The 18838-nt window shown below is 74.8% G+C and carries 14 protein-coding genes and 1 tRNA gene; 6 read left to right on the top strand and 9 right to left on the bottom strand.

The features are described 5' to 3' along the window. Positions 1-45: 45 nt before the first annotated feature. From BLV02_RS30235 to BLV02_RS30225, 3 genes are all read right to left on the bottom strand, one after another. Entirely contained in the window at positions 46-2523 is a 2478-nt protein-coding gene (locus tag BLV02_RS30235) for a hypothetical protein (protein ID WP_141711812.1), read from the bottom strand. Between the two features lie 112 nt (positions 2524-2635). Beyond that, positions 2636-5170, bottom strand: a complete 2535-nt coding sequence (locus BLV02_RS30230) for a helix-turn-helix transcriptional regulator (RefSeq protein ID WP_069114324.1) — start codon at positions 5168-5170, stop codon at positions 2636-2638. Continuing rightward, complete coding sequence (locus BLV02_RS30225; protein ID WP_069114325.1) at positions 5167-6150, bottom strand: GlxA family transcriptional regulator; 984 nt, start codon at positions 6148-6150, stop codon at positions 5167-5169. Before BLV02_RS30225 ends, BLV02_RS30230 begins: the two co-directional genes overlap by 4 nt. A gap of 70 nt (positions 6151-6220) precedes the next feature. Here BLV02_RS30225 and BLV02_RS30220 point away from each other — a divergent pair, with 70 nt between their 5' ends. Genes BLV02_RS30220 through BLV02_RS30210 form a run of 3 tightly spaced genes read left to right on the top strand, consistent with a single transcriptional unit; the run spans position 6221 to position 9246 of the window. Then, positions 6221-6808, top strand: coding sequence for a DJ-1/PfpI family protein (locus BLV02_RS30220; RefSeq protein ID WP_069114486.1), 588 nt, complete (start codon positions 6221-6223; stop codon positions 6806-6808). A 28-nt stretch (positions 6809-6836) separates the two neighbouring features. Beyond that, entirely contained in the window at positions 6837-7607 is a 771-nt protein-coding gene (locus BLV02_RS30215) for a cyclase family protein (protein WP_069114326.1), read from the top strand. Between the two features lie 4 nt (positions 7608-7611). Continuing rightward, on the top strand, positions 7612-9246 hold the full coding sequence (locus BLV02_RS30210; protein ID WP_069114327.1) for a thiamine pyrophosphate-binding protein: 1635 nt from the start codon (positions 7612-7614) through the stop codon (positions 9244-9246). Positions 9247-9256: 10 nt separating this feature from the next. Here the strand turns inward: BLV02_RS30210 and BLV02_RS30205 are convergent, their stop codons facing one another. After that, positions 9257-10171, bottom strand: coding sequence for an NADP-dependent oxidoreductase (locus tag BLV02_RS30205; RefSeq protein WP_216094526.1), 915 nt, complete (start codon positions 10169-10171; stop codon positions 9257-9259). Between the two features lie 115 nt (positions 10172-10286). On the opposite strand from BLV02_RS30205, the gene BLV02_RS30200 reads away from it, so the two are divergent. After that, positions 10287-11240, top strand: coding sequence for an AraC family transcriptional regulator (locus BLV02_RS30200; RefSeq protein WP_069114488.1), 954 nt, complete (start codon positions 10287-10289; stop codon positions 11238-11240). Positions 11241-11282: 42 nt separating this feature from the next. Here the strand turns inward: BLV02_RS30200 and BLV02_RS30195 are convergent. After that, positions 11283-11359, bottom strand: a tRNA-Met gene (locus BLV02_RS30195). 93 nt (positions 11360-11452) lie between these two features. On the opposite strand from BLV02_RS30195, the gene BLV02_RS30190 reads away from it, so the two are divergent. Next, positions 11453-11947, top strand: coding sequence for a GNAT family N-acetyltransferase (locus tag BLV02_RS30190; RefSeq protein ID WP_069114489.1), 495 nt, complete (start codon positions 11453-11455; stop codon positions 11945-11947). Between the two features lie 59 nt (positions 11948-12006). Here the strand turns inward: BLV02_RS30190 and BLV02_RS30185 are convergent, their stop codons facing one another. Continuing rightward, positions 12007-14964, bottom strand: a complete 2958-nt coding sequence (locus tag BLV02_RS30185; RefSeq protein WP_074946981.1) for a UPF0182 family membrane protein — start codon at positions 14962-14964, stop codon at positions 12007-12009. Positions 14965-15125: 161 nt separating this feature from the next. On the opposite strand from BLV02_RS30185, the gene BLV02_RS30180 reads away from it, so the two are divergent. Then, a complete protein-coding gene (locus BLV02_RS30180; protein ID WP_069114328.1) occupies positions 15126-15653 on the top strand; it encodes a PPA1309 family protein in 528 nt (175 codons plus the stop codon). A 283-nt stretch (positions 15654-15936) separates the two neighbouring features. Here the strand turns inward: BLV02_RS30180 and BLV02_RS30175 are convergent, their stop codons facing one another. From BLV02_RS30175 to BLV02_RS30165, 3 genes are read right to left on the bottom strand one after another with little or no spacing between them, the layout of a single operon-like run. Next, complete coding sequence (locus BLV02_RS30175; protein WP_069114329.1) at positions 15937-16986, bottom strand: YlbL family protein; 1050 nt, start codon at positions 16984-16986, stop codon at positions 15937-15939. Positions 16987-17039: 53 nt separating this feature from the next. Then, positions 17040-18317: a hypothetical protein gene (locus BLV02_RS36840; RefSeq protein WP_069114330.1), complete on the bottom strand. Its 1278-nt coding sequence runs from the start codon at positions 18315-18317 to the stop codon at positions 17040-17042. Continuing rightward, positions 18314-18820, bottom strand: coding sequence for a SigE family RNA polymerase sigma factor (locus tag BLV02_RS30165; protein ID WP_069114331.1), 507 nt, complete (start codon positions 18818-18820; stop codon positions 18314-18316). Before BLV02_RS30165 ends, BLV02_RS36840 begins: the two co-directional genes overlap by 4 nt. Between the last annotated feature and the right edge of the window lie 18 nt (positions 18821-18838).

The raw sequence follows: 18838 nt of genomic DNA, 5'->3' as shown, positions 1-18838 counted from the left end.
CGTTTCTTGGATGGTCGAACGCCGGCACCGGCACGCTGGCAGGCGTCAGTCGCCGGGGAGGAGGCCGAGGCGCCGGGCTCGCAGGAGCGCAGCGTCCCGCGCGGTCGTACCGAGGACCGCGTACAGCGACCGCAACTCGTCCTCCACCAGGCTGGGCGCCATGACCAGCGCGTACGAGATGGCCGCCGCGTCCTCGTGCCGGGTGAGCGCACGCAGCACCGCGTGCTGCCGCTCGGTCAGGGTCACCAGCTCCGCCCGCGCCGGGTACGCCGGCCGCGTCGACAGCACGGCCGGGTCGAGCGCGATCCCGGACCGCTTCGCCAGCACGTCGCGCAGCCCGTCGGGCAGCAGGGTGAACGAGCGCAGCGCGCCGGTCCGGGCGGCGAGCGCGGCGGCCCGGCCGAAGGAGTGGTCCGCGGTCCCCGGCGACCCGAGCGCCTCTGCCGCGGCGGCCTCGATCAGCAGCAGCTCGATCCGGTCCCGCGGCGTCGTCTCCGGCGCCCACGCCGCTGCGCCGGCGGTGTGCCCGGCCCGGGCCGGCTCGCCGCGCAGCAGGTGGAACCGGGCCAGCGGCACCGCGGTCCAGTCGGCGTCCGGCCCGGCCGCGCGCAGCAGCGTGTCGACGCGGTTCAGCTCGCCCAGGGCGAGCAGCAGCTCGGCCCGGCAGCGGTCGACGATGCGGGCGGCGAGACCGCCTGGGGGCGCCGGGCTGGCGGCAGCGGAGCGCTCGGCGTCGGCGAGGGCCAGCAGCGGGTCACCGAAGCTGAGCGCGTACTGGGTCCGCGCGGCGACGGCGAACGGCCACAGCTCGGCCTGCCCGGTGTCGTCCTCGGCCCGTTCCAGGTGGGCGCGGGCGGCATCGCGGTCCAGCCGGTCCGCGGCGACGAACGCGGCGGCCAGGTGGGCGGGCAGCCGGACGAGGTACTCGAGCCACCGGGCCGGCGCGGCGTGCCGCTCGTGGACGTCCAGCCAGTACCGGGCGTCGACGGTGGCGCCGGTGGCCGCGTGCAGCAGCGCGAGGTCGGCGGCGATGTGTGCGGTGACGGGGTGCGCGGCGACGTCGTGGGCGGCGGCGTAGGCCTGCGTCCCGGCGGCGACGGCGCGCGGGCCGTTCCCGCCGAGCAGCAGCGCCTGGGCGGACTGGTGCAGTGCCCACGCCCGGTGCATCGGCCAGACGTCGCCGTCGCGGCCGGTCAGCTCGCGCTCCAGCCGGGCGGCGCCGGCGGCGGCCCGCTCGTAGCGTCCGTCCAGGCGGTCGGCGACGATCCCGATCGACAGCAGCTGCAGCTGCCGGTCGCTGGGCCGCCCGGGTGTCATCTCCTCCGCCCGCAGCAGTTGCTCGCCGCCCGCCCGGAACGCGCTGGCCAGCGCCTGCAGCGTCCGCACGCCCGGCGGATGCGACGTCAGGATGCGGGCGGCCGCGGCCGGCAGCCGCAGGTCGGCGACCTCGTGCGGCACCCGCGCGGGCAGCTCGCCGAACGCGGCGACGAGATCGTCGGACCGCTCGGTGAGCAGCGTCAGCCCGGCCGAGTTCCACACCCGCGCCAGCAACGGCCAGTCGGCGGCGGAGCGGGCATGCCGGGCGGCCGGGCCCGGCGCTCCGGCGTCGAGCAGCGCACGGGCGTACCGACGGTGCCAGGCGGCCGGCTGCTCCGGCTCGGCGGCGGCCAGCTCGGCCACCAGCGCGTCGCGCAGCACCGGCGGCAGCGACCACGCTGACCCGTCACCGCCGCCGTCACGACCACCCGCGACGCCGACGCCGGCCTCAGGCGTCGCGCCGGACGCAGGGTCCACCCCTCCCGGCCGGGTGGGCCTCGAACCTACGCCACGCCACCGACAACCCGCCGCGAGCGCCCGCAACTCCTCCGCCAGGTCGTCCCCGACGCCGGCGACGCGCAGGTGGACGGGGGTGATCGGGTCGGCGAGCGCCAGCCGCAACGCCGCGCCGCGGACCGCGGCGGGCAGCCCGTCCAGCACGACCGCCCGCACGTAGTCGGCCGCCGCGCGCCGCCCGTCCTCGGCCGTCGGCGCGTCGATCATCAGGCGCGCCGGGAGCAGCCAGCCGCGGGTGTGCTCGTGGACGGCGGCCGTCCCGCGCTCGCCCCACGCCGCCGCGCACTCGTCCGGCGTGGCCAGCAGCTGCGCGCCCGTCAGCTGCGTGACCTCCAGCCCGGCCCGCTGCGCGGCGGTGACCAGGGGCAGCGGCCGGCGGCCGCACACCACCAGCCGCACGTGCGGCGCCCGGGCCAGGGCGGCGGCGACGGCGTCCGGCTCGGGCAGGTCGTCGCCGCGGTCGACCACGATGACGGACTCGCCCGCGGCAGCGATGGCGCCCGGCAGGCCCACGGCGTCGTCGATCCAGGTCACCGAGGTGCCGGCCGCCTCGAGCCGTCGCGTCCACTCCGCCACCAGCGCGGTCTTGCCGGTCCCGGGCAGCCCGACGATCGCCCGGAGCGCGGCCGGGCGGTCCAGGCGATCGAGCAGCCGGTCCCGCGGCACCCGGCCGTCCGTGCGTCGTTCCACCCGTCCCCCGCGCTCGCTGTTCCCGTGCGGGACCAGCGCACCAGAGGACGCGGGGTGGCCCCGGCCGGGTCTCGCGGATATCCCCCCGGTTCTTACCCCCGCCCCGGACCGATCAGAGCAGGCCGCGACGGCGCGCCTCGGCCACCGCGTCGTCGCGGCCGGACACGCCGAGCTTGCGGTAGACGGCGCGGCACTGGCTCTTGACGGTGCCCGCGGCGACGCCGAGGCGGCCGGCGATGACGGGCAGCGTGTCGGACGTCGCCAGCTCGGCCAGCACGGCCGACTCGCGCCGCGTCAGCGACACCAGCGCGTCGGGCTCGGGGAACAGCGCCGGGAACCGGCCGATGTCGGCACGCAGCGCCGGGTGCTCCGCCGCCAGGGTGCGCAGGTCCGAACGCGGCATCGCGGCGAACGGGCTGCGCAGGCCGGTGTCGCCGGACAGCGCGACGGCGTCGGCGAAGGCCCGTGCGGCGGCGGCCGGGTCGCCCGAGCGCAGCCGCGCGGACGCGGCGATCAGGGACAGGTGCAGGCGGTCGCGCGGGGTGCCGCGGTGCTCGTGCTCAGGCGCGACGGTGATGGCCAGCGCGCGGGCATGGTCGCCGTCCAGCAGCAGGCCGCGCGCCTTGGCAACGGCCAGCCGCGGGTACGGCCGGATGCGCCGCGACGGGATCAGCCGCCGCGCCTCGGCCGGCCGGCCCGCGGCCAGCAGCAGCTCGGCCCGCTGCGCCGTCAGCATGGCCCGCATCGCCGCGCCAAGCGGCTTGCGGCTCTTCTCGTCCAGCCCCGACTCCAGCAGCCGCAGCGCCTCGGCCGGCCCGTCGGCGTGCCAGCGCTGCAGCGTCCGGGCGTGCAGTACCAGCGGCCACCACTCCATCGTCGGCCAGTGCGGCAGCACCTGCGCGAGCGCGTCGGCGGCCGCGTCCGGACGGTGGTCCTCCAGGTGCACGTACGCGGCGCCGACGTGCTTGGGGATGGCGTAGAAGCCGGCGTTGAAGAACCGCGGCAGACCCGGCTCGACCAGTTCGGCCAGCGCCGCGCGGGCCAGCGTGACGCGCCCGGCGGAGGCGTGCGCGAGCACGGTCAGCGACTCCGGGTGCAGCGCGCCGCTGCCGCGGACGGTCCCGGCCGGCCGGTCGGCCAGCGCGCGGACGGCGTCGTCGACGCGGTCCAGCAGCAGGTGCGTCGACGCGGTCTGGGTGACGATGAGCGGACGCAGGTGGTCCAGCTCGCCGGTGGGGTCGGCGGCCCGCGGCAGCATGCCGTGCAGGCGGCGCAGCGCCGGCTGCACCAGCTCGTCGCGGCCGGCGAAGCGCAGCCCGAGCGTGAGCATGCCCTGGATCCACACGTGGTCGACGCTGACGCGGCCGTGCCTGGACAGCCGCTGCCACTCCGCCGTCGCGACCCCGGCGGTGAGCATCCGCACCGCCTTCGCGACGTCGCCGACCGCGTAGTGCGCCACGCCGACGAACAGCGCCAGCAGCGGCTGCGCCCGGAGCACCGGCCGGGGCACGTCGGCCCGGCGCACCCAGTGCTTGTCCAGGCCGCCGGCCACCTCGCGGAACGCCTGCCCGAGGTGGGTGCGGGCGCGCTGCCACTCCTGCGCGATGACGGCGGACTCGAACGCGGCCGCGCGCTCGCCGCGGTCCTCGTACCAGTCGACCAGCCGGCGGTGCACGTCCCGCAGGCGGTCGTCGTCGAGCCGGCGGCGCAGGGCGTCACGGACCAGCGGCTGCAGCCGGAACCGCGGCTCGCCCAGGCCGTCCTCCCAGCCGCCCAGCCCGCGGTCCTCGACGGCGGCCAGGATCGGGTGGCCGTCGAGGTCGACGCCGAGCAGCTCTGCCTGCCGCACCCCGACGCCGTCGACCACGGACAGCAGCACGAGGTCGTCGAAGCCGGGCAGCTGCTCGAGGTCGCCGACGAGCATCCGCTGCAGCCGCGACAGCTGGTCGTTCTCGCCGGCCGCCGGCCACGGGTGCTCGCGCTGCGGCCGGAGCCCGGCGCGGACGGCGAGCGGCCAGCCGTCGCTCGTCTCGTGCAGCGCCGCGACCTGTTCGGTGGTCAACGGGCTGCGCAGCTCCGACGCCAGCCGGGCGGACTCGTCGGCGGTGAACGCGAGGGTGCGCGGCCCGACGGTGACGGCGTCGAGGCTCAGCTGCGTCGCGGGATCGGTGAGCTCGCCGTCGCGCCGCGTGCCGACCGCGAGCTCGAGCCGGGCGGTGTGCCGGACCAGCCGCAGCAGGTCCTGCTCCACCCGGGGGTCGACCCGCTCGGCGGCGTCGACGACCAGCGTGAGCGGCCGGTCCGCGGCGTCGAGCAACGGCGGCAGCAGCGTCGGCAGGTGCCCGACGGCGTCGGCGCCGACCTCCACGCCGGCCAGCCCCGGGTGCACCGTCGCCAGCAGCGCGACCACCCGCGACCAGAACCCGAGCCGCGTCGCGCACTCGTCGTCGGCGGTGACCCAGACCGTCGCGGACCCGTCCGGGCGCCCGCGCGCCCACTCCGCCAGCAGCGCCGTCTTCCCGTAGCCGGCGGGCGCCCGGACCACCCGCAGCGGCAGCTCGCCGTCGCCGAGCGCGGCCAGCAGGCGCGGCCGGCTCAGGTGGTCGCGCGACAGCCGCGGCACGCCCACGGTGGTGCCCGGACTCACGCCGGGACCTGCTGGAACGTCCGCCGGTAGCGCAGCGGGCTGGTGCCGAGCAGGCGGGCGAAGTGCTGGCGCAGCGACGCCGACGTGTGGAAGCCGGCCTGCCGGGCCACCTCCTCGACCGGGAGCGACGTGGTCTCCAGCAGCTCGCGGGCGTGGTCGACGCGCTGGCGGATCAGCCACTGCAGCGGCGTGGTGCCGCACTCGGCGCGGAACCGGCGGACGAGCGTGCGGGTGCTCATGGCGGCGTGCCGGGCGATGTCGGCGAGCTGGTGGTCGTCGGCGAGGCTGGCGCGCAGCCAGGCCAGCGTGGGCGCCAGCGCCGACCCGCCGGGATCGCCGCCCGCGGCCGGGAGGTACTGCGCCTGGCCGCCCTCGCGGTGCGGCGGCATGACGATGCGCCGGGCGACGTAGCCGGCGGCGGCCGCGCCGTGGTCGCGGCGGACGAGGTGCAGGCACAGGTCCAGCCCGGCGGCGACGCCCGCCGCGGTGAGCACGTCGCCGTCGTCGACGAACAGCACCGACGGGTCGACGCGCACCGACGGGTGCCGCGCCGCGAGCTCGTCGGCGTGCGCCCAGTGCGTCGTGGCGCGGCGGCCGTCCAGCAGTCCTGCCGCTGCGAGCAGGGAGGCGCCGGTGCAGATGGAGGCGATGCGGGCGCCGCGGGCGTGCGCGGCGCGCAGGGCGGCGATGACGTCCGGCGACGGGCCCGCGGCCGACTCCGTCGCCGGCACGATGACGGTGCCGGCGGTCTCGAGGACGGCGAGCGGCTCCAGCCCGGCGACGGAGAACGCGGCCCCGCCCGACGCCGTCGCGGCCAGCGTCGGCTGCGGCGCGCCGATGCGGACGTCGTACAGCCGCCCGTCGCCGGTCAGCCGCTCGGTGCGGTGCCCGGCGGCCCGCGCCGTCGCGAACACCTGGAACGGGATGGCCAGCTCGAGCGCGACCACGCCCGGCAGGGCGAGCACCACGACCTTGTGCATGGCGTGAATCTATCGAAGGGTGGCATTCCTGCCGTGGCGGCGCCGCCGCGCCGTCGCGAAGACTGGCCCGATGCGGGCAGAGGTGTTGATGTACGACGGCATCGCCGAGATGGACGCGCTGCTGACGTTCGACGTGCTGGCGCGCGCCCGGCTGATGGGCGTGGACGTGTCACCGGTGCTGGTGACGCCGGACGGGAGCCCGGAGGTGACCGGCTGTTACGGGACGCGGTTCGGCGGACTGGTCCGCTGGGATCCGTCCCGCGCCGACGCGCTGCTCGTCGCCGGCGGGTGGGACGTCGACGTGATCGAGGCCAGTTCGCTGCCGGCGCGACTGCGCGCGTACAAGGAGCAGGCGGGGCCGCGGCTGCTGCTGGGCGGCATCGATTCGGGTGCGGTGCTGTTCGGCGCGGCCGGCCTCATCGACGGCCGCCCCGCGACGACCTACCGCTTCGACATGGAGTACCTCGCGAAGTGGGCCGACGTGATCGACGCCCGCATCGTCGACGACGGCGACCTCGTGACGTCGGGCAGCGGCTGGCTGGCGGGGCTGGACCTCGCGCTCTACCTGGTGGCCGAGCGGCTGGGTGCGCCGCACGTGGCGGTGGAGATCGAGGGCCGCATCGGCCACGACCGCCGCGGCACCGTCTGGCGCCGCTGAGCGTGCTGCGGGGCTGTACCGTCTGTCCATGTCCGTTCTGTCCGGCCTCATCGAGGCCCTCGTGTCCGGCCGCGTCGAGATCGTCGACCTCACCGCGCCGCTGTCCGATCAGACGCCGATCCTGGAGCTGCCGCCGGAGTTCGGCCAGACCGCCCGGTTCGAGCTCGAGGAGATCAGCAGGTACGACGACCGCGGGCCGGCCTGGTACTGGAACAACTTCCGCACCGGCGAGCACACGGGCACCCATTTCGACGCGCCCGCCCACTGGGTCACGGGCAAGGACGGGGCCGCCATCGACGCCGTGCCGCTGACGTCGTTCGTCGCGCCGGCCGTGGTGCTCGACGTGACGGCGCAGGTCGCCGCCGACCCCGACTTCCTCATCGAGATCGACCACCTGCGGGCGTTCGAGGCCGAGCACGGCGCGCTGCCCGACGGCGGCTGGCTGCTGTGCCGCACGGGCTGGTCGGCCCGCACCACGCAGGCGGAGATGATCAACAACACCGCCACCGGCCCGAGCAGCCCCGGCATGTCGGCCGACTGTGCCCGCTGGGTGGCCGAGGAGTCGCCGTTGCAGGGCATCGGCGTCGAGACGGTGGGCACCGACGCCGGCGCCGCCCACTCGTTCGACCCCGCCTTCCCGTGCCACTCCTACCTGCTGGGCAACGGCAAGTACGGCCTGGCCCAGCTGCAGAACCTCGACCGCCTGCCGCCGACGGGGGCGGTGGTCGTCGCGGCGCCGCTGCGCATCGTCGGCGGCTCCGGATCGCCGGCCCGCGTGCTGGCGCTCACCGAACGCTGACGCCGTGCTCGTCTCCGAGGCGGTCGGACGCGCCCTGACCGGCGCCGGCATCGACCACGTCTTCGGCGTCGTCGGGTCCGGGAACTTCCACGTGACCGTCGCGATGTCGGCGGCCGGCGCCCGGTTCGTCGCGGCCCGGCACGAGGGCGGCGCCGCCACCATGGCCGACGCCTACGCGCGCACGTCGGGCGGGCCGGCCGCGCTCACCGTCCATCAGGGCTGCGGCCTGACGAACGCGATGACGGGCATCACCGAGGCCGCGAAGTCGCGCACGCCGCTGGTCGTCGTCGCCGCCGAGGTGACCCAGCCGCGGTCGAACTTCTACGTCGACCAGGACGCCCTCGCCCGCGCGGTGGGCGCGGTGCCGCTGCGCATCACGTCCGCACAGACCGCCGCGCAGGAGGCCGTCGAGGCGGTGCACACGGCCGTGCACGAGCGCCGCACCGTCGTGCTCAACCTGCCGCTGGAGCTGCAGGCGCTCGACGCGCCCGACACCGAGCCGCCGCCGCTGCCGTCCGCGCCCGAACCGCCGCTCCCGTCCACTGCCGACGTCGCCCGGCTGTCGGCGGCGCTCGAGGACGCCCGGCGGCCGGTGTTCGTGGCCGGGCGGGGCGGCCGGTCCGCGGCGGCGCGGACGGCGCTGCTGGCGCTGGCCGAGCAGCACGGCGCGCTGCTGGCGACGTCCGCCGTCGCGAAGGGGCTGTTCCACGACGAGCCGTGGTCGCTCGACGTCTCCGGCGGGTTCTCGTCGCCGCTCGCCGCCGAGCTGATCGCCGGCGCCGACCTCGTCGTCGGGTGGGGCTGCGCGCTGAACATGTGGACGATGCGGCACGGCCGGCTCATCGCGCCCGGCACGACGGTCGTGCAGGTCGACGACACCCCGGAGGCCCTCGGCGCGCACCGTGCGCTCGACTTCGGCGTGCTCGGCGACGTCGGCGCGACGGCGCGGGCGCTGCTGGCCGCACCGGCCGGAGCCGCCCGCGGGTACCGGACGCCGGAGGTCGCTCAGCGGCTGGCCACGCAGCTGCGCTGGCGCGACGTCCCGTACGACGACCTCACCGGCGCCGGCCGCATCGACCCGCGCACCCTGACCATCGCGCTGGACGACCTGCTGCCCGCCGAGCGCGTCGTCGGCGTCGACTCGGGCAACTTCATGGGCTACCCGAGCATGTTCCTCTCCGTCCCCGACGAGCGCGGGTTCTGCTTCACCCAGGCCTTCCAGTCCATCGGCCTGGGCCTGTCGACCGCCATCGGCGCCGCGCTGGCCCAGCCGGACCGGCTCCCGGTGGCCGCCCTGGGCGACGGCGGCGCGCTGATGATGGCGGCCGAGCTCGACACCGTGCGCCGCCTGCGGCTGCCGATGGTCGTCGTGGTCTACAACGACGACGCCTACGGCGCCGAGGTCCACCATTTCGCGCCCACGGGACGCGACCTCAGCTCGGTGACCTTCCCCGAGACCGACATCGCGGCCATCGCCCGCGGCTACGGGTTCACCGCGACGACCGTCCGCGGGCCGGACGACCTGGCCGAGGTACGGCGGTGGCTCGACGGACCCCGCGACACCGCCCTGCTCATCGACGCCAAGGTCGTGACCAGCGAGCCGTCGTGGTGGCTGGAGGAGGCCTTCCGCGGCCACTGACCCGGTGGCGTCACGGCACGAGGACGATCTTCCCCCGGGTCCGACCGGCCTCGCTGCGGCGGTGGACGGCCGCCAGCTCCCGCTGGTGGACGACTTCGGCGACGTCCACGGCGAGCCGGCCGGCGTCGACGAGCCCGACGATCGTCGCCAGCTGCTCGCGGTCGTTCCGGGTGACGAAGTGCACGGCGTCCGCGATGGGCAGCGGGGTGGCGGTCGAGACCGCGACGCCGCCCGCTCGCAACCGGGTGGCCAGCGACGCCGCCGCGTCGGGCGGGACCGCCACGAGGTTGATCACGACGTCCAGGGCGTCCGGAACGGCCCGCGACGTGTAGTCGACGATCTCGTCCGCGCCCGCCGCTCGGACGGCGTGGGCGCTGCGGGCGCTGGCAGTCGCGATGACGTGCGCGCCGGCCGACTTCGCCAGCTGGACGGCGAACCCACCGACCCCGCCGCCCGCCCCGTTGACCAGGACCCGCTGCCCCGGGCGCACGTTCGCGTGGTCGAACACGGCCTGCCAGGCCGTCAGCGCGGCGACGGGGATCGCGGCCGCGTGGGTGAGCGGGACGGTCCGTGGCGCCGCGACGATCGCGGCGGCCGGTGCTGCCGCGTACTGAGCGGCCGCTCCCCCTGCGTCGATGCGGGCGATCACCCGGTCCCCGGGCGACCAGCCGCCGACGTCGCCGCGGACGATCGTGCCCGCGACGTCCCAGCCGAACGTGTAGGGCAGGGTCAACGGGAACACGTCGCGCACGCGACCGGATCTGATGGCGGTCTCGGTCGGGTTGAACGCGCTCGCGGCGACCTCGACGAGCACCTCGTCGCGGCCGGGATCCGGCACCGGCACGGTCTCGTAGCGGATGGCGCCGGGATCGCCGTAGTGGTGGATGCGCGCGGCACGCATCGTGGCCGGGACGGTGGACACCATGGTCGACTCCAGTCGGACGGGTTCGCGATGGTGTCGAGGCTAGACGCGGCGAATGAGACTCTCCATGCGTCCAGCTCGCCATTTTCTGCGCGTGCGTCTCAGCTACAGTGCAGCGGTGGATGTCCTGGGTGACGTGATCATGAGCGCCCGCGTCGGCCGGCCCCGGTCGGCGCGCGTCAGCTGGCACGCCCCGTGGGGCCAGCGCTTCCCGTCGGTGCCCGGGTCCGCGGCGTTCCAGGTGCTCCTGCGCGGCTCGAGCTGGCTGATCCGTCCCGAGGCGGAACCCGTCCTCCTCGGCGCCGGCGATGTGGTCTTCTCCCCGAACGGCCAGGGCTACGGCATGGCGAGCGATCCGTCGACGCCGCTGGCCGAGCCGCGGTTCGACCCGCAGGGCGTCACCGAACTCGTCCGCACCGACTCCGTCGGCGACCGAGGGCCCGTCACTGTCACCTTGTACGGCGGCTACCACCTCGACCCGGTGCGCACCCACCCGATGCTCCGCGACCTGCCGGACGTCATCGTCCTACCGTCCCGGACCGGGCAGCACCCCGAGCTGCGGGCGGCGATCGACCTGCTCGGAGCCGAGATCGACGACCCCAGGCCGGGGTCGGTCGCCGTGGTTCCCGGACTGCTCGACGTCCTGCTGGTGTACGTGCTCCGTGCCTGGCTCGCGCAGGCTCCCACCCACACCTCCGGCTGGGCGGCGGCCCTGACCGACCCGGGCATCAGCGAAGCGCTGCGGGCGCTGCACGAGGAGCCCGGCCGCCCGTGGACCGTGCGAGAGCTCGCCGGCCGCGCCCGCATGTCGCGCGCGACGTTCGCCCGCCGGTTCACCGCGCTGATCGGGCAGCCGCCGCTGCGCTACCTCACCTGGTGGCGCCTGACGTCCGCCGCGCACCTGCTCCGCGACACCGACGAGTCGTTGGAGCGCATCGCGAACCGGGTGGGGTACTCCTCGGAGTTCGCCTTCGCCACCGCGTTCAAACGCCAGCACGAGGTGGCGCCAGGCCGCTACCGCCGCCGAAGCCGGACCTCCCACCACGGTGCCGACGCACCGGGCCACACATGACAAACGGCCCGGACCTGTGGTCCGGGCCGATCATCCTTCATGTGGTAGCGGGGGCAGGATTTGAACCTGCGGCCTCTGGGTTATGAGCCCAGCGAGCTACCGAGCTGCTCCACCCCGCGTCGCTGAAAGGAAGTCTACGCGATCGGGTGCGGTGCGCCAAATCGCGAGGACGGCCGCGTCGGGCGTCAGTGGCCGGCGCGAGAATGTGCGTCATGACGGACTTCCAGGTGCGCCCGGCCCGCCCCGACGACCACCCCGCCGTCGCCGCCCTCACGGTGGCGGCCTACGACGCCGACGGGTTCCTGGACGGCGACGAGCAGTACGCCGACGAGCTGTCCGACATCGAGCACCGGTCGGGCCAGGCCACGCTGCTGGTGGCGGCCGACCACGACGGCACGGTGCTGGGTGCGGTCACGTTCTGCCGTCCGCCCAGCCCGTACGTCGAGGTGGCGCGGCCGGGCGAGGCGGAGTTCCGCATGCTCGCCGTCGACCCCGCGGCGCGCGGCCGCGGCGTCGGGGCGGCGCTGGTGCAGTGCTGCCTCGACCTCGCCCGCGAGCACGGCGACCACACGCTGGTGCTGTCGTCGCTGCCGACCATGGTCACCGCGCACCGGCTGTACCAGCGGCTCGGCTTCGTCCGCACGCCGCAGCGCGACCACGAGCCGCTGCCGGGCTTCCTGCTGATCACCTACCAGCGCGCCGTCTGAGCCCGAACGCGGACGGAGCCGCCACCCGAGGAACGGGTGACGGCTCCGGCCGGTTGGCGTTACTGCCCTGGGGTGGCCCCGGGGGTGGCGCCGCCGGCGCCCTCGCCGCCGGTGAGCGCCTCGGCCGCCGCGATGGCCGCGTCGAGCCGCTGGAGCGCCGCGCCGTACTCCGCCCAGTCGCCGGCGGCCTGCGCGTCGCGGGCCTCCTGCCACGCGACCCGGATGGCATCGAGCGCCGCCGTGAGGTCGGCCGGCTGCTCCGTGGTGGGCGGCGGCGTCGTCTCGGTGTCGGGCGGCGGGGTCTCTTCGCCACCCGGAGGCGGCGTCTCCTCCACGATGGGCGGCTCGTCGCCGGTGACGGTGCCGGAGTCGCCTTCGAAGATCTGGTCGAGCGCGCCCTGCAGGGTGTCGTCGAAGCCGATGCTGTCGCCGAACTGCACCAGGACGCGGCGCAGCAGCGGGTAGGCGGCCTCGCCGGTGGCCCGCGCGACGTAGACCGGCTGGACGTACAGCAGGCCGCCGCCGACCGGCAGCGTGAGCAGGTTGCCCAGCTGGGTCTCGGCGTCACCGGAGCGCAGCAGCGTCAACTGCTGGGCGACGTCGGCGTTGGACTCGAAGTCGTTGGCGACCTGCCCCGGACCGTCGATCTGCGTGTTGCTGGGCAGTCTCAGGATCTGCAACTGCCCGTAGTCGTCGCTGCGGGCGTCGGCGTTGACCGCCATGAACGCGGCCAGGTTCGGCCGGCCCCTCGGCGTGTAGGTGGTGGTCAGCGAGAAGATCGGCTCGTCGGCGTCGGGCAGCTGGATGGTCTGGTAGTACGGCGGCTGCTTGACGTCGACGTTCGACGACGGGTCGGCCGGCACCACCCAGCGGTCCTGGCCGCCGTAGAACGTCGAGGCCTCGGTGACGTGGTACTGCTCGAGCATGTTGCGCTGCAGCTTGAACAGGTCCTCGGGGTAGCGCAGGTGGTCGAGCAGCGGCGTCGGGATCTCCGAACGCGGCTGCACGGAGTCGGGGAACGCGTTCATCCACGCCTGCAGGACCGGGTCGTCCTCGTCCCATGCGTACAGGGTGACGGTGCCGTCGTAGGCGTCGACCGTGGCCTTCACCGAGTTGCGGACGTAGTTGATGAAGTCGTCGGGCTGCGCGGCCAGCGCCGGGCGGGCCGTGCGCGAGTCGCTGGTGGCCTCGCTCAGCGACACCCGCTGGCTGTACGGCAGCGAGTTCAGCGTCGTGTAGCCGTCGAGCACCCAGACGACGCGGCCGTCGACCACCGACGGGAACGGGTTGGCGTCGACCGTGAGCCACGGCGCGACCTTCTCGACCCGATCGCGCGGGTTGCGTTCGTACAGCAGCCGCGACTCGGAGTTGAGGCGGTCGGACAGCAGGAAGTTGGCCTCCTGGAACCGCGTGGCATAGAGCAGCTTGTTCCAGAACGAGCCGATGGGAACGCCGCCGTCGCCGGTGTAGGTGTTGCGTCGCTCGCTGCCGGTCTCGGGGTCTTCCGGGATGTCGTACTCGACCGGGTCGGTGCCCTCGGGCGCGCCGACGATGGAGTAGCTGGGCGAGTTCTCGCCGAAGTAGATGCGCGGCTCGTACTCGCCGAGCACACCCTGCGTGGGGATGTCCTCCTCGGCGAAGTTCGGCGAGCCGTCGCTCTCGCGGGTGTTGCCGTACGCGGCGACGACGCCGAAGCCGTGGGTGTAGACGGTGTGCTCGTTGATCCAGTTGCGCTGCTCGGACGGGATGCCGTCGGAGTTGACCTCGCGGACGGCGACGACCATGTCCTGCTCGGCCACCACGCCGTCGTCGCCCTCGACCGTGTAGCGGTCGACGTCGAGCGGGTCGCTGAACGTGTAGAAGCCGCGGACCTGCTGCAGCTGCTGGAAGGCCGGCGGGATGACGCTGGGGTCCATCAGCCGGATGCCGGGGATGGTGGCGGAGTCCTGCGCCAGCTGGCCCTCCTGGACCGACGTCTCGGCGCGGTACTCCTCGGTCTGGACGTCCTGGATGCCGTAGGCGTCGCGGGTCGCCTCGATGTTGCGGCTGATGTACGGCGCCTCGCGGCTGGCCTCACTCGGCCGGACCTGGAACTGCTGGACGAGGAACGGCCACAGCCCGCCGAGCAGGACCGCCGACAGCACGAGCAGGCCCAGCCCGATGCCCGGCAGCGTCCAGTTGCGCTGCCAGACGTTGACGAAGAACAGGATGGCGCAGATGGTCGCGACGAAGATCAGGATGGTCTTGGCCGGCAGCACCGCGTTGATGTCGGTGTACGAGCCGCCGGTGAAGCGGTCGTTGTCCTGCATGACCAGCGCGTACCGGTCGAGCCAGTACGCCACGGCCTTGAGCAGCACGAACAGGCCGATCAGGACCGACAGGTGGGCCGTGGTGGCGGGGCTGACCTTCTGCCCGGCGGTCTGCAGCCGGATGCCGCCGTAGACGTAGTGGGTGATGGCCGCGACGACCAGGCCCAGCACGACGACCGCGAACCCGAAGCTGACGAGGTAGCGCCACCACGGGTAGTCGAAGGCGAAGAAGCCGAGGTCGAGACCGAACTGGGCGTCCTTCTGGCCGAACTCGCCGCCGTTGCGCCACAACAGGAAGGTCTGCCACTGCCCCGCGGCGCTGGCGCCGGCCATGATCGCCAGCAGGACGGCGGCCGCCGTCAGCACCCAGGTACGGACCGGGTCGATGGCGTCGCGGTAGCGGTCGAGGCTCTGCTGCTCGACGCTCATCGGCCGGTAGCGCGGCCGGACGCGGTAGGCGACCATGCCGTTGACGACGACCGAGGCGGCCATGAGCAGGCCGAAGACCAGGAACAACCCGATCCGTGTGACCAGCTGTGTCGTGAACACCTGGGTGAAGTCGACCGACTGGTACCACAGTCTGTCGGTCCAGAACGTCACGACGAGCACGTACGCGGCGATGAGGGCGCCGAGCACGATGAGCGTGGGCAGTAGAGCGCGCGACCGTCGTTGGGGCGCGCCGCGGAACGGTCCGGCGGGTCGGGGCATGTCCTGGCTCACCCCTGCAAAACTATCTCACCGGCCTGCGCGGTTCCGACCCGCGGTCGGAACATCGCTGTCAGCGGACGGTTCGGGGCGAACCGTGACCCGTTCGACGCCGGGCCGTGACCGATGTCGCCGGCCGTCGCCGCGCGTGCGACGATGCGGGCATGAGCACCACGGACGAGCAGCCGAGCGCCCTGTACCGCGCGATCGAGGAGATCGAACAGCACGTCCGCGACGACGGCTGGGACCAGCCGGCCCGGCTGTACGCGCTGGCGCCCACGGCCGACCTCCTCTCCCGCGAGCCGGCGCTGGCCGCCAGCATCGGCATCGAGCCCGACGCGCCCGCCGACTCCCTCACGCCCATCGAGCAGGACGTCTCCGGCCGGCCGATCGAGGACCTGCTCGTCGAGATCACCTGGCCCGACACCGTCTCCGGCTGCGCGCTGGTGCTCGAGCGCATCGTCCTGCCGCCCGGCGCCGAGGACCAGATGCCCGACGACGACGGCCTGGCCGCCCGCTGGGCGCAGCAGCACCCCGACCGCTCCGACGTCCGCGTCGTCGTCGGCGTCCTCCGCGACGGCCGGCGGGCGTCGGTGCTGCGGATCCGCGGCCACGAAGCCGACGACGAACTGGTGCGCGGCGCCGAACTGTCGCCCGAGCTGGGCAACGCGCTGGCCGAGACGTTCGGCTGAGGTCGGCGGGGGTTCCTCCCGGGCCCCGCTCAACCTGGCCGGCTGGTTCGGCTCTGCCGGCGCCGTTCCGCTCGGATCGGCGCCGATCAGCCCGATTCGCGGGTTCGTCGCGCGTCGCGGCGTTCGTCGGCTGAGTACGGTCCCCGCCCGGCTGGGAGGGCACCCACCCTACGGGCGGGCGCCGACAACGTCCGCGCGCCGATGCACCGGCCGCCGGCCGACGCGCCGTCCGCCCGTCGACGCACCACCGGCCAGCCGGTCGACAGTGCCCGGACCGGGGTCGTCAGGCCGGGCAGGCGGGCAGGTCGTCGGTGTCGCCGGCGACGAAGGACTCGATGGTGCTGACGGCGTCGTCGAGGGTCTCGATGGGGACCACCTGCATGTCGCCGTTGTTGCCGCCGACCGCTTCGTCGCAGTTGCTGGCCGGGGCGAGGAACAGCGCGGCGCCGTCGTGGTTGGCGGCGGCGATCTTCTGCTGGATGCCGCCGATGGGGCCGACCTCGCCGTCGGGGCTGATCTCGCCGGTGCCGGCGACGTGCACGCCGTCGAGCAGTTCGCCCGGGGTGAGGGTGTCGTAGATGGCGACGGCGAAGATCATGCCGGCGCTGGGGCCGCCGATGCGCTCGTCGATGCCGATGGTGATGTCGACGGGCAGGTCGAACCCGAGCGTCGGGCTGAACCCGACCAGCGCGCGGCCGTCGTCCTCGGCGGCGATGGTGGTGATCGACTCGGTGAGCTGCCGGCCGTCGCGGTCGACGACGAACGAGACGGCCTCGCCGGGCTGGTGCGCGGTGACGGCGTCGACGACGTCCTCGGGGGTGGCGACGGGGGCGCCGTCGACCGAGACCACGATGTCGCCCGGCTCGAGCACGCCGTCGGCGGGGGCGTCGGCGACCACGGCGTCGACGACCACCTTCTCGGGCACGTCGTAGCCGAGCTTGCGCAACGCGGCGACCTCGGCGTTCTGCTGCGAGTTGGCGAGCATGGCGGCGTTCTGCTGCCGCGACTGCTCGGCCGTGGTGCCCTCGGGGTAGACCAGCTCACGGGGGATGACGGCGCGGTCGGGGTCGATCCACGCGCGCAACGCCGTCAGCAGGTCGAGGTCGGCGTCGGCGGACGTGACCCCGACGGTGGTGAGGTCGAGCACGCCGTCGGTGGGGAACGTCTCGGCGCCGTCGATCTGAATGACCTGCTGGCCGTTCCATTCACCCAGCGTGTCCTCGACCGGCCCCGGCGAGTACACGACGTAGGGCAGGTGCAGCATGGACGCGACCGCGACGAGCGCGACGATCAGGGCCCCGGCGACGGCGAGCGTCGCGGATCGGCGGGTCATCGGTGTGGGCGGTCCTCACGGTGAACGGGAACGGACACCGTAAGAGTACGTGGTCAGCCTGTGTGTCCGGCGTCAGCGGCGGTCGCCGCGCGGGCGAGGTCGCCGACCCGGTCCTCGAGCCAGGCGGCCATGGCGTCGCGCCGTTCCGGCGTCGTCGTCGCGGCGGCGTCGCTCACGAGGAGGCTCACCCGGACCTTCCGCTCGTCGGTCCCGGCGATCACCAACACCTCGGCGCTGTAGCCACCCTCGGCGTACGGGCCCTCGAGCGTCGTCGTCGCCCACTGGACGTGGACGGTCTCGCCGTCGGGCGTGGTCGTGGTGGTGCAGGGCTGGGTGATGCGGCCCTTCTCCTCCATCGGCTCGCAGTGGTCGGCCACGGTGAGCTCGGAGCCGATCTCCATGATCATCGCCGCTCCCACCTCGACCTGCTCGGGCAGGCCGGCGGTGACGTCGGGTCCAGCCACGGCCATGTCGGAACCGCTGGCCGTCCAGCCGGCCCCGAGGTTCTCGGCGAGCGCCCGCGCCTGGTCGCTGGCCTCCTCGTCGCCCGGCTGCTGCGGCGCCGGCGGCGGGGACACGCCCGCGGTCAGCTCGGCCCAGACCCCGTCCGTGACGACGGCGGCGAGCTGGTCCAACGAGAACGGCGGCGCCTCGCGGGTCGGCGCGGACTCCTTCTCGGTGGGCGCGTTCATCGCGTCCAGCATGACCTTCAGCCCACTGGGGAACACCGCCCGGGCGCGGGACTGCAGCCGCTCCGGCTCGCGGTCGGGCTGGGGGTAGTACGGCCCGGACTGCCGCAGCACCGTGCTGCCGTCGTCGAGGGCCTCGACCTCGCAGCTGCCCCCGTTGACGATCCTCGCGCACTCGTTCGGCTCCGCGGCCGCCGGAAGATCGACCGTCCCGCTCACCCAGCTGGCGCCGGTGCCGTCGTCCCACACGAAGTCGATCCAGACCGACGTCGGCTCGAGCGCGGACGCGTGCGCCTCGCTGATCTCGCCGGGCGGCAGCAGCGCCACGACCGCGTCGAGGACGGCCTCGGCGTCGATCTCCGCGACGGGGCCGGCCTGCGGCGGCGCCTCGGACACGCCGGAGGCGACCGGGGCGTCGGTCGTGGCGGGCTCGTCGTCGGCGCCGATGAACGGGGCCGCGACCAGGCCGCCGACGCCGGCCGTGACGACCAGGGCGGCGCCGGCCACGGCGAACCGGGACCGGCGCAGCCGCCGCCGCTCCCGCCCGCGCGCCAGTGCGCCGTCGACGAGGTCCGCGACCGGCGGGTCGACCCGGGCCGCCTCGGCCCGGAGAGCCAGCTCGAGGTCCTCTTCGATCGTCATGGTGTCGCTCCACTCCTGGTCGGGTCGTCGGCGCCGAGGACGTCGCGCAGCCGGTCGAGCGCACGGAAGCAGCGCGAGCGCACCGCGCCGGCCGACAGGCCCAGCTCGGCGGCCGTCTGCTCGACGCTGCGGTCCTCCCAGTAGCGCAGCACCAGGACCGCCCGGTCCTTCGCGTCCAGCCGGGCCAGTGCGTCGAGCAGGGTGACCCGCAGCGCGACGTCCGGCTCGCGGCCCGGCAGCTCCGGCACGACGTCGGTGGGCCGCTCGCCCGACCCACGCCGCCGCCGGTGCGTGATGAACGTGCGCACCAGCGCCGTGCGGGCGTAGGCGATCGGGTCGTCGGGCCGCCGGCGCGTCGTCCAGACGCGGTACACCTTGCCGAGGGTCTCCTGCACGAGGTCCTCGGCCAGATGCCAGTCGCCCGTCAGCAGCCAGGCGGTCCGGAACAGCCGCCCGCCGCACGCCGCCGCGAAGTCGGTGAAGCCTTCCTCGTCGCCGGCCACCGCCAGCCTCCGTTCGTC

The sequence above is a fragment of the Jiangella alba genome (genome assembly GCF_900106035.1).
Classification (GTDB): Bacteria; Actinomycetota; Actinomycetes; order Jiangellales; family Jiangellaceae; genus Jiangella; species Jiangella alba.
Note: the sequence above shows the minus strand (reverse complement) of the source record. Positions and strands in the feature narration are given on the sequence as shown.